The organism is Streptomyces sp. NPDC054783 (assembly GCF_053611725.1).
Genome location: NZ_JBSHAY010000015.1, coordinates 67,826 through 83,633, shown reverse-complemented (window position 1 = coordinate 83,633; position 15,808 = coordinate 67,826). Strand labels below are relative to the sequence as shown.

At 71.2% G+C, this 15,808-nt stretch carries 12 protein-coding genes; 9 read left to right on the top strand and 3 right to left on the bottom strand.

Annotated features, from left to right (window positions below):
* The first annotated feature begins 42 nt into the window (after window positions 1–42).
* The 7 genes from ACWGJ5_RS25390 to ACWGJ5_RS25360 all read left to right on the top strand — a co-directional run bounded on the left by ACWGJ5_RS25390 (window position 43) and on the right by ACWGJ5_RS25360 (window position 8,848).
* On the top strand, window positions 43–1,308 hold the full coding sequence (locus ACWGJ5_RS25390) for an ABC transporter substrate-binding protein (protein ID WP_453311967.1): 1,266 nt from the start codon (window positions 43–45) through the stop codon (window positions 1,306–1,308).
* A gap of 20 nt (window positions 1,309–1,328) precedes the next feature.
* The gene (locus ACWGJ5_RS25385) at window positions 1,329–2,294 is read left to right on the top strand and encodes a carbohydrate ABC transporter permease (RefSeq protein ID WP_453311966.1); all 966 of its coding nucleotides are present in this window, start codon (window positions 1,329–1,331) and stop codon (window positions 2,292–2,294) included.
* 23 nt (window positions 2,295–2,317) lie between these two features.
* A complete protein-coding gene (locus ACWGJ5_RS25380) occupies window positions 2,318–3,133 on the top strand; it encodes a carbohydrate ABC transporter permease (protein WP_453311965.1) in 816 nt (271 codons plus the stop codon).
* Between the two features lie 12 nt (window positions 3,134–3,145).
* The gene (locus ACWGJ5_RS25375; protein WP_453311964.1) at window positions 3,146–6,043 is read left to right on the top strand and encodes a glycoside hydrolase family 2 TIM barrel-domain containing protein; all 2,898 of its coding nucleotides are present in this window, start codon (window positions 3,146–3,148) and stop codon (window positions 6,041–6,043) included.
* 69 nt (window positions 6,044–6,112) lie between these two features.
* Entirely contained in the window at window positions 6,113–7,429 is a 1,317-nt protein-coding gene (locus ACWGJ5_RS25370; RefSeq protein ID WP_453312063.1) for a jacalin-like lectin, read from the top strand.
* A 125-nt stretch (window positions 7,430–7,554) separates the two neighbouring features.
* Window positions 7,555–8,139 carry a TetR/AcrR family transcriptional regulator gene (locus ACWGJ5_RS25365; RefSeq protein WP_453311963.1) on the top strand — a complete coding sequence of 195 codons (585 nt, stop codon included), beginning with the start codon at window positions 7,555–7,557 and terminating at the stop codon, window positions 8,137–8,139.
* Entirely contained in the window at window positions 8,132–8,848 is a 717-nt protein-coding gene (locus ACWGJ5_RS25360) for an alpha/beta fold hydrolase (protein ID WP_453311962.1), read from the top strand. The genes ACWGJ5_RS25365 and ACWGJ5_RS25360 overlap by 8 nt, the downstream gene beginning before the upstream one ends.
* On the opposite strand, the gene ACWGJ5_RS25355 is transcribed toward ACWGJ5_RS25360, so the two are convergent.
* The 3 genes from ACWGJ5_RS25355 to ACWGJ5_RS25345 all read right to left on the bottom strand — a co-directional run bounded on the left by ACWGJ5_RS25355 (window position 8,782) and on the right by ACWGJ5_RS25345 (window position 12,550).
* The gene (locus ACWGJ5_RS25355) at window positions 8,782–9,588 is read right to left on the bottom strand and encodes an isocitrate lyase/PEP mutase family protein (RefSeq protein WP_453311961.1); all 807 of its coding nucleotides are present in this window, start codon (window positions 9,586–9,588) and stop codon (window positions 8,782–8,784) included. The two genes, ACWGJ5_RS25360 and ACWGJ5_RS25355, sit on opposite strands and share 67 nt — an antisense overlap.
* A 93-nt stretch (window positions 9,589–9,681) precedes the next feature.
* Complete coding sequence (locus ACWGJ5_RS25350) at window positions 9,682–11,433, bottom strand: DUF2264 domain-containing protein (protein WP_453312062.1); 1,752 nt, start codon at window positions 11,431–11,433, stop codon at window positions 9,682–9,684.
* Between the two features lie 67 nt (window positions 11,434–11,500).
* The gene (locus ACWGJ5_RS25345) at window positions 11,501–12,550 is read right to left on the bottom strand and encodes a rhamnogalacturonan acetylesterase (RefSeq protein ID WP_453311960.1); all 1,050 of its coding nucleotides are present in this window, start codon (window positions 12,548–12,550) and stop codon (window positions 11,501–11,503) included.
* A gap of 180 nt (window positions 12,551–12,730) precedes the next feature.
* Between ACWGJ5_RS25345 and ACWGJ5_RS25340 the strand changes: the two genes are divergently transcribed.
* Window positions 12,731–14,416, top strand: a complete 1,686-nt coding sequence (locus ACWGJ5_RS25340) for a rhamnogalacturonan lyase B N-terminal domain-containing protein (protein WP_453311959.1) — start codon at window positions 12,731–12,733, stop codon at window positions 14,414–14,416.
* A 70-nt stretch (window positions 14,417–14,486) separates the two neighbouring features.
* On the top strand, window positions 14,487–15,413 hold the full coding sequence (mmuM, locus tag ACWGJ5_RS25335; protein WP_453311958.1) for a homocysteine S-methyltransferase: 927 nt from the start codon (window positions 14,487–14,489) through the stop codon (window positions 15,411–15,413).
* The last annotated feature ends 395 nt before the right edge of the window (window positions 15,414–15,808 follow it).

Genomic DNA, 15,808 nt, shown 5'->3' with positions numbered 1-15,808 from the left:
CAGGTCGCACCCGCACCCGTATCCACAGACAAGGACGTCACCATGTCGGCACAGAGCAACAGCACCTGGGACCGCCGCTCGATACTCCGGGCCGCCGCCGGGCTGGCAGTCGCCGCACCGCTCGCCGCGTGCGGCAGCAACAACGGCCGCGGCGGGGGCAGCGGTTCGGGCAGGCAGCTCACCCAGATGTTCCACGCCTACGGCGAGCCGGGCGTGGAGCAAGCGCTCAAGCGGTACGCCGCCGCGTACAAGAAGGCGAACGTGACCACGCAGTGGATCACCAGCGCCGACTACGAGAGCAAGCTCTTCGCCACGCTGCTCACCGACAACGCGCCCGATGTCTTCGAGTTCCACCCGCAGATCCAGATGGTCAAGAGCGGCCAGGTGGCGGACCTGAGCGACGTCGTCAATCCGGTCAAGGACGACTTCAACGCGGCCGACATCAAGTCCCACACGGTCGACGGGAAGATCTACGGCGTCCGGATGATCGACGACCCCCAGTTCTTCTTCTACCGGCCCTCGCTCTTCGAGAAGGCCGGTGTCAAGGTCCCCGAGACCCTCGACGAGCTGATCGAGGCCGCCGCCAAGCTCACCACCGGCAAGATGAAGGGCGTCTATCTCGGCAACGACCTGCACTCGATCGTCAACCCGCTGATCTGGTCCGCGGGCGCCGACACCCTCGACGACAAGAACCGGATCGCCTACCACACCCCCGGCGTCGTCGAGGGCCTGAGGAAGCTGCGGGGGCTCTTCGCCGGCGGCCATCTCCTCCTCGGCGCCCCGACGGACTTCTGGGACCCCTCCTCGCTCAGCCAGGGCCTGTGCGCCATCCAGTTCTGCGGCATGTGGGCCATGCCGCAGTTCCAGCAGGCACTCGGCGACGACCTCGGGATCTTCCCCTTCCCGAAGACCGTCGACTCCGGCAAGCCCTCGGTCTACAACGGCGGCTGGTCGATGTTCGTCAACGCCAAGGGTGACAACGTCGACGCGGCCAAGGAGTACGTCAAGTGGCTGTGGATCGACCAGAAGCAGTACCAGGAGGACTTCGCGACCTCGTACGGCTTCCACATCCCGCCACGCTCCTCGATCGCCGCGACGGCCACCAAGCTCAAGTCGGGCCTGCCCGCCCAGGGTGTCAAGCTGTTCAACGACTACGGGCACTTCGACAACATCGGCTGGACCCAGGCCATGATCCAGGCGACCTGGGACGTCATCGCCGACTGCGTCCGCAAGGACGGTGACCCGGAGGCGGCTCTCGACACCTGCGACAAGGCCGTCACCCGCGAGCTCAAGAAGCTCTTCGGATAGGCCCGCGGACGGACCACGACATGTCGACGACCACCAAGCCCGCCCTCACGGGACCCGTCCCGGCCAAGGTCACGCCGGCCCGGACCTGGCGGGGCCTGCGGGGCAGCCGGACCTTCAACTTCTGGCTCTTCATCAGCCCCTTCCTGGCCGGGCTGATCATCTTCATCTACGTGCCCATCGGCTGGAGCGTCTACCTCAGCTTCTTCGACGCCCGATTCACGGTCACGCCGAGCAAGTTCATCGGTTTCGACAACTACACGTACATGCTGACGGACCCCAAGTTCGTCCACTCGCTCGGCACCTTCACCGTCTTCGCCGCGTTCATCGTGCCGACCACCTGGGCGGTGTCGCTGGGCCTCGCCCTGCTGGTGAACCGGCTCAGGTTCATGCGGGCGTTCTTCCGGTCGGTGTTCTTCCTGCCGACCGCGTGCAGCTATGTGGCCGCGTCGCTGATCTGGAAGATGTCCCTCTTCAGCGGCGTGCGCTTCGGCCTGATGAACACGGTCCTCGGCTGGTTCGGGATCGACAACATCGCCTGGCTGGCCAGCCCGGATCCGCCCTGGTACTGGCTGGTCATCGTCTCGGCACGGCTGTGGCTGCAGTCCGGTTTCTACATGATCCTGTTCCTGGCCGCGCTGCAGAACATCCCGGCCGAGCTGTACGAGGCAGCCGCCATCGACGGCGCCAGGCCGGGCTGGCAGACCTTCCGGCACATCACGCTGCCCCAGCTGCGCGCCACGTCCACCGCGGTGGTCCTGCTGCTGCTCATCGCCGCGTACCAGGCCTTCGACGAGTTCTTCAACCTGCTCGACAAGACGACCTGGGGCCGCCCCCCGCTGGTCGAGCTGTACTACACGGCCCTGGGCACGGAACAGGACTACGGCGCCGGCAGCGCGGGCGCCGTCATCCTGACCGCGCTGATCGTCGTCGTGACCCTGTTCCAGGGCAGGATCATGGGCTTCGGAAGGGGGGAGGGGTCCAAGTGACCACGAATCGCAGGGGCGGGGTGATGGGAAACACCGGCCTCTGCATCGCCACCGGTGTCGCCGCCTTCCTCTTCCTGATCCCGTTCTACGTGCTGCTGCGCAACTCCCTGTCCACCGACGCCCGGATCACCGGAGAGCACTGGGAGTTCTTCCCGACGCACCTGCAGTGGGGCAACATCGGCGAGCTGTTCGACGACCCGTCGGTGCCGTTCGCCCGGTCGCTGCTGAACTCCCTGGTCGTCGCCGTCTCCATGACCGCCGGCATCCTGCTGGTGTGCTCGCTCGCGGGCTACGCCCTGGCCCGCATCCCGTACCGGCACGCCAACAAGATCTTCTACGTCGTCCTCGGCACCCTGATGGTCCCCACCTCGGTGACCTTCGTGCCCAGTTTCGTGCTGGTGTCGTCGCTCGGCTGGGTGGACAGCTACCGGGGTCTGATCATCCCGGGCCTGTTCAGTGGTTTCACCTGTTTCCTGTTCCGGCAGTACTTCCTCGGGTTCCCCAAGGAGCTGGAGGAGGCGGCGCGCGTGGACGGGCTCGGCCACTGGGGCGCGTACTGGCGGGTCGTCGTCCCCAACTCGCTGAACTTCTTCGCGGCGATCGCGACGATCACGTTCATCAACGGCTGGAACGCGTTTCTGTGGCCGCTGGTCATCGGGCAGGACCCGGACTCGTGGACCGTCCAGGTCGCGCTCTCGTCGTACATCACCAACCAGACCGTCGTCTTCCACCAGATCTTCATGGCGGCCGCCATTTCCATCCTGCCGCTGCTGTTCGTGTTCCTCTTCCTCCAGCGCTGGCTGGTGCAGGGGATCGCGCAGACCGGCATCAAGGGCTGAGCTAGGAGACCGATGTCGTTGAGCACCCGCACCGTCACCGATTACGTCGAGGACGTCTCACCGGGCTCCGGGGCACTGCCGCCCCGGGCCTGGTACGCGTCCTCGGACGCCAAGTCCCTCTCGCTGAACGGCAGCTGGCGTTTCCGGCTGTCACCGACGGCCGACGCCGAGGACGACTCCTTCGCCGAGGAGGGGTACGACGCCGCTGACTGGTCGGAGATCCAGGTTCCCGGCCACTGGGTCCTGCAGGGGCACGGCTCCCCGATCTACACCAACCACCTCTACCCGTTCCCGGTCGACCCGCCGCGAGTGCCGACCGAGAACCCGACCGGCGACCATCTGCGGGTCTTCGACCTGCCTCAGGACTGGCCGGACCACACGGACGGGGGCGCGGTGCTGCGCTTCGACGGGGTGGAGTCCTGCGCCCGGGTGTGGCTGAACGGTACGGACCTCGGCGAGTTCAAGGGCTCCCGGCTCCCGCACGAGTTCGCGGTCGGCCATCTGCTCAGGCCCGAGGGCAACGTCCTGGCGGTCCGGGTCCACCAGTGGTCGGCGGGCTCCTATCTGGAGGACCAGGACCAGTGGTGGCTGCCGGGCATCTTCCGTGACGTCACCCTGCTGCACCGCCCGGCGGGCGCCGCCCTCGACCTCTTCGTGCACGCCTCCTACGACCACCGCGCCGGCACCGGCACCCTGCGCGTCGACTCCGACGTGGACGGCCGGGTAACCGTTTCCGAGCTCGGTATCGACGTCGCGACCGGCGAGGACGTGACCGTGCCGGTCGAGCCGTGGTCGGCGGAAACCCCGAGGCTGTACGAGGGCACGCTGACCACCGAGGGCGAGCGGGTGCCGCTGCGTATCGGTTTCCGCACCGTGGAACTGGCGGACGGCCTGATCAAGGTCAACGGCAGGCCGGTCCTCTTCAAGGGCGTCAACCGGCACGAGTGGCATCCGGAGCAGGGCCGCGCGCTGGACCTCGCCACCATGCGCGAGGACGTGCTGCTGATGAAACGGCACAACATCAACGCCGTCCGTACCTCCCACTACCCGCCGCACCCGGCCTTCCTCGACCTGTGCGACGAGTACGGCCTGTGGGTGATCGACGAGTGCGACCTGGAGACCCACGGCTTCACCGAGCAGCGCTGGCGGGACAACCCCGTCGACGACGACCGCTGGACCCCGGCCCTGCTGGACCGGGCGTCCCGCATGGTCGAACGGGACAAGAACCACCCGTCGGTCGTCGTCTGGTCGCTCGGCAACGAGGCCGGCACCGGCCGGGGCCTGACCGCGATGGCCGAGTGGATCCACGGCCGGGACTCCTCCCGGCTGGTCCACTACGAGGGCGACCACAACTGCCGTGACACGGACATGTATTCACGGATGTACGCCGACCACGCGGAGGTCGAGCGGATCGGCCGGGGCCGGGACGGCGGCACCCTCAGGCGACGCCGGCTCCCCTTCATCCTGTGCGAGTACGCGCACGCCATGGGCAACGGCCCCGGCGGACTCGCCGACTACCAGCGGCTGTTCGAGTCGTACGACCGGCTGCAGGGCGCCTTCGTGTGGGAGTGGATCGACCACGGCATCGCCCATCCGGAGCTGGGCCACGCCTACGGCGGCGACTTCGGCGAGGAACTGCACGACGGCAACTTCGTCTGCGACGGCCTGCTCTTCCCGGACCGGCAGCCCTCCCCCGGCCTGACCGAGTTCAAGAAGGTGATCGAACCGGTCGGCATCGCGGGCGACTTCGGCGACGGCACGGTCCGGATCACCAACAAGCAGGACTTCGCCGGCCTGTCGGCGCTGGCGTTCTCGTGGTCGTACGAGGTCGACGGGGAGACGGTGGAGTCCGGCCCGCTGTCGGTGCCGGCGCTGGCGCCCGGCGAGTCCGCCGACGTCAAGCTGCCCGCGCCGCCGGCCGGGGCGCCGTCCGGCGAGGCCCTCTGGACGGTCCGGGCGGCGCTCGCGGCGGACACCGCCTGGGCGCCGGGGGGACATGTCGTGGCCTGGGGCCAGGTCGCGGTGTCGGAGCGCCCGGTGCCCACGGTCCCGGCGACCGCCCGGCCGGTGTCCGGCGACGGGGTGATCACCCTCGGCCCCGGCACCTTCGACGCCCGCACCGGCACCCTGACGGCCGTGGGCGACGTGTCCGTCTCCGGGCTGCGCCTGGACGTGTGGCGGGCCACCACCGACAACGACGACGGCGCCCCCTGGCAGCCCGACCTGCGCTACGGGCCGCTGTGGCGGGGGCTCGGCCTGCACCGGATGCGGCACCGGCTGGACGCGGTGGAGACCGGCGAGCACACCCTGACGGTCCGCACCCGGGTGGCCCCGGCGGCGCGGGAGCTGGGGCTGTCGACCGTGTACCGCTGGACCTCGGACGGAGACCGACTGCGGTTGACCGTATGCACCACCCCCGAGGGCGACTGGGCCGTCCCCCTCCCCCGGCTCGGCATCCGCTTCGGACTGTCCGCGGCCGATCGTGTGCGGTGGTACGGCGGCGGCCCCGGCGAGGCGTATCCGGACACCAGTACGGCCGCGGCGGTCGGCCGCTGGCAGTCGACGGTGGACGGTATGCAGACGCCGTACGTCCGCCCCCAGGAGAACGGCGCCCGCATCGACGTCCGCTGGGCGGAGCTCGGCGGCCTGCGCATCGAGGGCGACCCGGCGTTCTGGCTCACCGCCCGCCGCTGGACCACCGAGCAACTGGACGCCGCCGCGCACCGCACGGACCTCACGCCCGGTGCCGCATCCGACAGCGGCTCCGCCGCGGGGGTGTGGGTCAACCTGGACCACGGCCAGCACGGCATCGGCTCCCAGTCCTGCGGTCCGGGCCCGCTGCCCCAGTACCACCTGCGGGCCGAACCAGCGGAGTTCTCCTTCGTGTTCTCCACCGACGTCATGCATTAATGTTGAACAGTTTTCTCAACTTCCCTTCAATTACGGGGTTGTTGGCATGAGCATGGCCACATGCGACCCATGAGACGACTCCTCGGCGCCCTCGCGTCCGGCGCGCTCGCCCTCACCGGGCTCACCCTGTCCGCCACCCCCGCCCAGTCCGCCGACTCAGGCACGTTCAGCGTGCTGACGTACAACGTGGCGGGCCTGCCGGAAGGGCTCAGCTCCAGCCATCCGGCCACCAACACCCCGCTGATCTCACCGAGGTTGGCCGACTACAACATCGTCAACGTCCAGGAGGACTTCAACTACCACGCGGCGCTGTACGCGGGCGACGGCCATCCCTACCGCACCGCGACCAGCGGCGGTGCGGGCATCGGCGACGGCCTCAACACGCTGTCCCGCTACCCCTTCGAGGACTTCGAGCGGGTCGAGTGGAACGACTGCACCGGCACCAACTGCCTGACCCCGAAGGGCTTCTCACTGGCCCGGGTACGCCTCGCGGAGGGCGTTTACGTCGACTTGTACAACCTCCACCCCAACGCCGACGACACCGACGACGCCCTCGCCGCCCGCCGCGCCAACATCACCCAGCTGTCGCGGTTCATCCAGGCCAACTCGGCCGGCAACGCGGTCATCGTGATGGGTGACACCAACACCCGCTACACCCGGAGCGGCGACAACATCCGCACGCTCGTCGACGACAACCACCTGACCGACGCCTGGGTGAAACTGGTCAAGGGCGGTACGGCCCCCGCACAGGGCGCCGACCCGCTGCTGTGCCCGACGTCGGCGCCGCCGGACGACTGCGAGGTGGTGGACAAGGTGCTCTACCGCGGCAGCAACCTGCTCTCGCTCTCCACGACCCGGTACAACGACGAGTGGGCGAAGTTCCTCGACTCCAGCGGCGGAAACCTTTCCGACCACTTTCCGCACACCGTCGGCTTCTCCTACACCCTCAACCCGAAGCTCCGGGCGAGCGACTTCTTCGGCGGCCCGCACGGTACGGCGTTCAACGACGCCGACGACCTCCCTGCCGCGCCCTCCCCGCGCATCCTCACCCTGCGCGGCGGCTCCCGGCTGGACGCGGTGTCCCTGGCCCACGACGACGGCACGGTCCTCACCCATGGCGGCACGGGCGGTACGGCCGCCTCCCTCACCCTCGCCGCCGGCGAACACCTCATCTCGGTGAGGCTGTCGGAGGGTCAGAAAGACGGCCGGACCCGGATCTTCTCGGCCGACTTCACCACCGACGAAGGACACACCCTGTCCGCCGGCACGGCGACGACGGACACGGCCACCTTCACCGCCCCGGCCGGCCGGCAGATCGTCGGCTTCACCGGCCGCGGGGGCGACGAGATCGACAAACTGGGCGTGCTGTACGCGCCGATCAGCTGAGTCCCGTACGCACGACGCCATCCGCGTATCCGGGCTCCCTCCTCCGGACACCGCACCCGCCTGAGCCCTCCTCCGAAACCTAGATACCCTAGGATTGTGCCTAGGCACCCAAAGAGGAGGTTCAGGTGGCCCGTGCCGGACTCACCGTCGAGCGGCTGGTCACCGCGGCGGCCGAACTCGCCGACGAGGCGGGCTTCGAGCAGGTCACGCTGTCCGCGCTGGCCCGCCGCTTCGGCGTGAAGGACGCGAGCCTGTACTCGCACCTCCGGGGCCTCGCGGACCTGCGCACCCGGCTCGCGCTGCACGCGGGGGGCGAGCTGATCGACCGGATCGCGGTGGCCGTGGCGGGCCGCGCGGGCAAGGACGCGCTGGCCGCCTTCGCCGGCGCCTACCGCGCCTACGCCCTGGAGCACCCCGGCCGGTACGCGGCCACGCAGATCCGCATCGACCAGTCCCTGATCGCCGGCTCCCCGGCGATGCGCCGCACCGCCGAGATCACCTACGGCATGCTGCGCGCCTACGGCCTCGACGAGCCCGACCTGACCGACGCCGTACGCCTGCTGCGCAGCACCTTCCACGGCTACTGCGCCCTGGAGTCCGCCGGCGGCTTCGGCGCGGACCGGGACGTACAGGCCTCCTGGGACAAGACGATCGACGCCCTGCACCAGGCCCTCACCCACTGGCCCCGGGAGACGAGGAAAGATGACTGAACCGCTTACCCACGACGTCACGGGCAGCGGTCCCGTGCTGCTGGTCCTGCCGGGCGGCGCCGGGCATCCGATGGGGCTCGGGCCGCTGACCGAGCGGCTGGCCGCGCAGTTCACCGTGGTGACGTACGACCCGCTGGGCCTCGCCCACGGCCGGCTCGGCCTGCCGGTTCCCGAGCAGCGGGTGGCGGACTGGAGCGAGGGCGCGCACCGGGTGCTTCAGGAGGTACTGCCGGAGGGCGGGTCCGCGTACGTGTTCGGGACCAGCTCCGGCGGCATCACCGCCCTGGACCTGCTCGCCCGGCACCCCGGGCGGCTGGCGCACGTGGTCGCGCACGAGCCGCCGTGCGTGACGGTGCTGCCGGACGGGGCGGAACGGCGGGCCGAGCTGATCGGGCAGCTGGACGGCCCCGGACGCCCGCCCGCGGAGGGCGCTGAGGCGACCCCGTTCGGGGTCTTCCTGGCCCGCGTGCTCCGCCCGTTCAGCGCGCACGTGCCCTCCTTCACCGCTCCCCCGGGCGCACTCACCCTCGCCGCCGGCACCGACTCGCGCGGCGGACCGCTGCACCGGACGAGCGTGTCGCTCGCCGCGCGGCTGGGCGGCGCGTTCTCGGAGTTCCCGGGGGGACACCTGGGCACGCTGGATCACCCGGTGGCGTTCGCGGATCTGCTCGCCGACGTGCTGCGCTCCAGTGCGCGGACCTCGGCGTAGGTGGGCGTGGCGCCGTCCGGGGTGCGTCCGGCGGCGATGTCGGTGACCGCGTCCAGGGCCGCGCCGAGCGCCCGCCGGTAGAGCAGCGAGCCGAGGCTGATCCGGCGGACGCCGAGGTCGGCCAGCTGGGCGACGGTGGGTCCGGTGGGCGAGTAGAGGATGTTGAGCGGGGCGTCGAGGTGCCGGACGAGGGCGGCGATCCGCTCGGGGTCGGCCGGCCCGGGCACGAACACCCCGTCGGCACCCGCCTGCAGGTAGGCGTCCAGGCGGCGCAGGGTGTCCGTCTCGTCGCCGTCGCCCAGCCAGTGGGTGTCCGTACGGGCGTTGACGAACAGACCGGGCACGGCGGCCTTCACGGCGGCGATCTTCGCCGCGTGCCGGCCGGCGGGCCCCAGCCCGTCCTCCAGGTTGACGCCGACCGCCCCCATGGCCCACAACTCGCGTGCGAGTTCCGCCACTTCGGAGGGATCCCGGCTGAAGCCGTCCTCGGCGTCGACCGAGAGGAGAAAGGGCTCCGAGCCGAGGGTCAGGGCGAGCGTCAGCATCTGTTCGCGGGTCGCGCCCTCGCCGTCGGGCAGTCCGGCGGCCGCCGCCACGGCCAGGCTCGTCGTGCCGATCGCAGGAAAGCCCCGGGCGGCGAGGGCGGCCGCCGAGGCATGGTCCCAGGCGTTGGGCAGCAGCAGCGGCTCGCCGGGACGGTGGTGGAGTCCGGCGAAGGTCACCTCGTGTTCTGCGGTCATACGACCAGGCTGCGCGCGGATCGCTTCGGCGCCGGCCGAACCATGGCGACCCGGTCCGCCCCGGTGCCGACCCCGGTGCATGACACCGGCGCGTCACCGACCGCGACGAGCCCGCGAAACGCCCCTTTGGTCTCTCGAGACCCGACCGTCCGCAGCCGTGAAGCCGAAGACGCTCTCCGCACCGGACGCCCAGCGGACGCTCACCTCGTGCTCCTCCCCCACCCGCACGGACACCAGCTCCGCGAGGGGTCGGGGGCCGGGCTCGCCGGTGAGCCGGGCGAGCGCGACGAACAGCGTGGCCTCGCCGGGCCCGGTCTCCCCCGTCAGCTCCCCCGTCGTCTCTCCCCCCGGCTCCTCCGACAGGCCCGACACCGGAAGGAGTTCGGCGCGCAGCCCCTCGGGAGCCGGCCAACCCGTGATCCGTACCGGCGTCCCGGGTTCGGCCCCGGCCACGAGATGGGCGCGCACCTCCACCGCGCCCTCGGCCAGCACGAGGCTGGTGACGGTGATCCCGTCGCGCACGGTGTGCCGGGAGGCGATCCACCCCTCGCCGGTGCCGAGCGGCTCGATCCCGGTGCGGCTCGCATCGCCGCCGACGATCACGCTGTTGTCGTACGACGCCCGGTCGGGCGTGGTCGCGGTCGAGTAGGCGTGCCGGGTGTAGTAGGGGTCGTAGCGGACGTCCTCGCTGCCGTGGTTGTGCAGCCGGACCACACCGTCCGAACGGGTGGACTGCAGCAGCCAGTTGGGGGCACGGACGGGCCGTACCTCGTCGGCGCGGTCAACCGGGCCCGGTTCCTCGGTCGCCGTCCACACCTCGTGCTCCGCAGGCAGCAACAGGCCGAGAAACCCCTTACTGGCCCAGTACGGGGAGGCCGGGCCCGAGTAGTTCTGCACGAGCGAGTCGTCGGGGCCGAGCCAGCCCAGCGGGAGCAGGCCGCGCTCGTCGACCGCGCCGCCGTCGAGGAAGTACCGCAGCGCGCCGGAGGCGAGGCGCCGTGTCTCCCCCGGGGTCAGGGGGGTCTGTCCGGTCAGTGCGCCGAGCCAGAGCGGGGCGGCCGTCGCGAAACGGTAGGTGAGGGAGCGGCCCTGGTGCATCGGGGCGCCGTCGCCGCCGAACAGGCGGGCGTAGTCGGCGAGGTGGCGGGACAACCGACCGCCGTATACGGAAAGCAGTTCACCGTCGTCCGCCAGCCATGCGTGGAGGACCGTGTACAGGTGCATGGCCCAGCCGTTGTAGTAGTCGAACTTCCGGCCGTCGCCGTCGGTGTACCAGCCGTCGCCGAGGTACCAGCCCTCGACCCGTTCCAGACCGCGGTCGATCGCCTTGCGTGCCGCCTCCGGCCGGTGGCCGACCTCCTGCAGGAAGCCGCCGACGGTGACGGGGAACAACTCCCAGTTGCACGGCCAGGGTTCGGCGGTGAGCGCGTCCGCCAGCCAGTCGGCCGTGCGCTGCCGTACGGAGTCGTCGAGCCGGTCCCACAGCAACGGCCGGGTCAGCCGCAGGGCGAGCGCGACGGACGCCGCCTCGACGAGCGGCTGGCTGCGGTCCTCGATGCGCGGCCAGAGCCCGCCGGGACCGGTGGCGAGGCCGTCGGCGTAGCGGCCGAGCGCGGTCTCGTCGCGGCGGAAGGCGGCCAGCAGCAGCGTACGGGCGTATCCCTCCAGGCCGTCGGAGAGGTGCCCGGACTGGCTCACGTGGTCGCCGGGGAGGTGGTAGAGGGCGCGGTCGGGGGTGGCGTAGCGGGCGACGGCAGCCAGCAGGACGTCGGCGGCGGCCTCCCAGTGGGCGCGGGCGTAGCCGGTGTACGGGCTCGACACGCGTTCGTCGGCGGGCAGTTCGATCACGGCGGTGACGTTCCTTCCTGGCGGGCCTGGAGCGCCCCGGTTCCGGTCGGGGCGCCCCAGGGCTTCATCCCACCCGTACGGCGCCCTCGGGCACCAGATGCAGGGCGAGGAGTCCGTCGCGGACCAGGCCGGCGTAGACGGTGGCGCCGTGCACGGAGGTGTGCGTGTTGTCGCGTTTCTCGTTGTAGAGGTAGATCGCCTTGGAGCCCTCCGGACCGAGGGACTCCACCAGTGCCCTGGTCCGCGCGGTGAGGTCGATCAGGGGGACTTGTTCGGCGGCTGCGACGGACCGGATGGCGGCCGGCAGGTCGACACCGAGGCCGTTGACCAGCAGGGCGGTGTCGTTGTCCAGCGTGCCGTCGGCGTTGAACCAGCGGCGGACGATCGGCGTGACGAGCACCGGTTCGCCGCCCTGGTCCCGGATTCCCGCCACCAGCGTCTCCAGGTCGGCCCGGTAGGTGGCCTCGTCGGTGGTCTTGTCGTTGTGGGCGAGCTGGACCAGCACGAGGTCGCCGGGGCGGATCAGCGGCCGTACGGTGGCCCACAGCCGGGGATCGGCCAGGTAGGTGACCGTGCTCTCGCCGGAGTCGGCGTAGTCGGCGACGGACAGGCCCCTGCGCAGGTACTGCGGCAGTTGCTGGCCCCAGCCGGAGTAGGGGTCGGCGGGCTGGTCGCAGACGGTGGAGTCGCCGATCAGGATGATCTGGCGGACGTGCCGGGCGGGCGTGACCCGGATGCCGGCGAGGGCGGGGGCGGAGCCGCCGAGCGTCAGGTCCAGGCCGGGGGTTCCGTCGGGGCCGGTCGGTTCGCCCTCGGGGGTGCGGACGTCGACGGTGAGGCTGCGGGTGAGGCGTGCGCCGGCCGGGACGGCGGTCTCCGGGAGCAGGGCGCGCCGGGTCTCGCCCGTGATGCCGGTGCTGGACGCGGTGTCGCCGCCGAGACGGACCGTCACGTCGTACGTGCCCGGAGGGACGTCGAAGTGGCAGGCGGTGGCGGTGCAGTTGCCGCTGCCGAGGGGCCGGGCGCCGTGGGCCTGGGCGGGGGCCGCCGTCAGGGGCGCGCCCAGGACGACCGCCAGCAGCACGGCGGTTCCGACACGTCCGACACCTCTCATGCGCGGCCCTCCGTCGATCGTCATCGGCCGATCCGAGACCGTACCGGTTTGGGCAAGCGCTTTCTAGACCTAGGTCGGAATTGGCTGGACTAACGAGTTCTCCCGCACGCAAGGCCTTTCGCGAAGCGGGTTCGACTGCCACCCTGCCAACACCCGCCCCCCCACTTCGAAGGAGCCCCCATGTCCGGGTCCGGAAGCAGAACGGTCCGACGCCGCACCTTCGTCCTCGGCTCCGCCGCGACGGCCACGACGGCCGCGGCGGCCCTCGCCGGCCCGCTCACCGGCTCCGCGGCAGCGGCCGGGTTCGGCTGGAGCGACGACGGCTCGAACTACGTCGTCGACACCGGCGCGAACCTCGTCTTCAAGGTCAGCAAGACCAACGGCGACCTGACCTCGCTGGTGTACAAGGGCACGGAGTACCAGGGCTACGGCGGCAAGAACTCGCACGTCGAGTCCGGACTCGGCACCTCCACGGTGACGCTGACCCAGTCCGGCTCGACCGTCCTCGTCTCCGTCGCCCACGGCACGCTGCGCCACTACTACGCGGCCCGCAGCGGCGAGAACAACATCTACCTGTGGACGGACAAGGCCGACTCGTCGGTGACGGCGACCCGGTACATCGTGCGCGTGCGTGCGGGCCTGTTCCTCAACGACGAACCGGACTCCTACACGTACACCACCAGTACCGTCGAGGCCTCGGACGTGTTCGCGAAGTCCGACGGCCGGACCCGCTCCAAGCACTACTCGAAACACCGGGTCATCGACTACGACTACATCGGCTGGACCACCGGCGGCGTCGGGCTGTGGATCGTCCGAAGCAACCACGAGAAGGCCTCCGGCGGCCCCTTCTACCGCTCGCTGCTGCGCCACCAGAGCGCCGACGGCGGCGGCCTGTACGAGATCCTCTACTACGGCGAGAACCAGACCGAGTCCGAGCGGTACGGCCTGCAGGGGCCGTACGTCATCGCCTTCACCGACGGCGGCGGGCCCTCGTCCGCGCTGTACCACGGCACCCTGACGACGCCCTGGGCGGACTCGCTCGGCATCTCGGGGTACGTCCCCGACAGCGGCCGGGGCCGGGTCGCCGGCGTCGGCATCGCGGGGCGCAACACGTCGTACGCGTACACGGTCGGGCTCGCCAACTCGGCGGCGCAGTACTGGGGTTCCGCGCGGGCGTCGGACGGGTACTTCTCGGTGTCCAGGGTCCTGCCGGGTGTGTACACGCTGACGGTCCACAAAGGCGAGCTGGCCGTGTACAGCACGCAGGTGACCGTGTCCGCGGGCACGACGACCACGCTCAACACGATCACCGTCCCGTCCTCCAACGACCCGTCCAACGCCGGCGCGATCTGGCGGATCGGGAACTGGGACGGCACGCCGAGCGGCTTCAAGAACGCCGAGCTGATGACGTACGCGCATCCCTCGGACGTACGGGCCGCGTCCTGGACCGGCAACGTGGTGATCGGAAGCGGTTCCGAGACCTCCGCCTTCCCCTGCTGTCTGTGGAAGGACGTCAACAGCGGCCTGCTCGTCCACTTCAAGCTCACCGCCGCGCAGGCCGCCGCCGCGCACACGCTCAGAATCGGCGTGACGACGGCCTACGCGGGCGGCCGGCCGCAGATCACGGTCAACGACACGTGGACCTCGGCGATCCCCTCCCCGCCCAGCCAGCCGAGCACCCGCTCCCTCACGGTGGGCTCCTACCGGGGCAACAACCACACCTTCGGCTACAACGTCCCGGCCAGTGCGTGGCGCACGGACACCAGCCAGTACAACGTGCTCAGGATCGACGTGGTGAGCGGTTCGGGGACGACGGGCTATCTCAGCGCGGGCACGGCGATCGACGCGATCGATCTGCTCGGCTGAGCCTTTCCGAGACCGGGCTGCCGGGCCGGCTGCCCGGCCGTACGCCCTCCGGTTCGACTAGCGTCATGACATGACCAGCGACACCTCCCCCAGCCTCGCCTCCGCCCTCGCCGCCGGGACGGTCGTGCTCGACGGCGGCATGTCCAACCAGCTGGAGTCGGCCGGACACGACCTCGGCGACGAGCTGTGGTCGGCGCGGCTGCTCGCCGAGCGGCCGGAAGCGGTTACGAAGGCGCATCTCGCCTACTTCCGGGCCGGCGCGGACGTGGCCATCACCGCGAGCTACCAGGCCACCTTCGAGGGGTTCGCGCGGCGCGGGATGGGCCACGACGAGGCCGCGCGGCTGCTCGCGCTGAGCGTGGGCCTCGCGCGGGAGGCCGCCCGGCGGGCCCAGGACGCGGGCATCGACCGTCCGCTGTGGGTGGCGGCGTCGGTCGGGCCGTACGGCGCGATGCTCGCGGACGGCTCCGAGTACCGGGGCCGCTACGGGCTGAGCGTGGACGAGCTGGAACGCTTTCACCGGCCTCGGACGGAGGTGCTGGCCGCCGCCGCGCCGGACGTCCTCGCGCTGGAGACGGTGCCGGACGCCGACGAGGGCGCCGCGCTGCTCAGGGCGGTGCGCGGGCTGGGAGTGCCGGCGTGGCTGTCGTACACGGTCGACGGTCGGCACACGCGGGCCGGGCAGCCGCTGGAGGAAGCCTTCGCCCTGGCTGCCGACGTGGACGAGGTGATCGCGGTCGGCGTGAACTGCTGTGCGCCGGAGGACGTGGAGCCGGCGGTGGAGATCGCGGCGCGGGTCACCGGCAAGCCGGTCGTGGTCTATCCGAACAGCGGCGAGGTCTGGGACGCCGAGGCGCGCGCCTGGACGGGGCGGACGAGGTTCGGCGCCGACCAGGTGAAGACGTGGCGGGACGCCGGGGCGAGGCTCATCGGCGGGTGCTGCCGGGTGGGGCCGGAAGCGATCACGTCGATCAGGCAGGCGCTGGGCACGGCCTGAACGCGTCGCCCGGCAGCGAGGCCGATACCCGGGTGCGCGCCCTCGGACCGCGTCCGCGCACCGGGGCGGACGCCCGTGTGCGCGGCCGGAAGCAACCGCACCGAGGCGAACGCCCGAGTGCGGTGCCTGAAGTCCGGCGCCCAGGCGGACACCCGGGTGCGTGACCTGACGTCACCACCCCGGACCGAGGCCGACGCCCGGGTGTGCCGCCAGACGTCACCGCCCCGCACCGCGACAGGCGCCCGCTGCGCAACCCGAAGTCACCACCCCGCGCCAAGGCGAACGCACCGGCTCAGAAGGCCCTCGCACGAGCCGCGCATCCGCACTGGCCCGTGTCCCTCGCGGGCGCCAGCCTCCCGCGGGGGAACCGGTTGCTGTCGTGTTGCCGCAGTTCC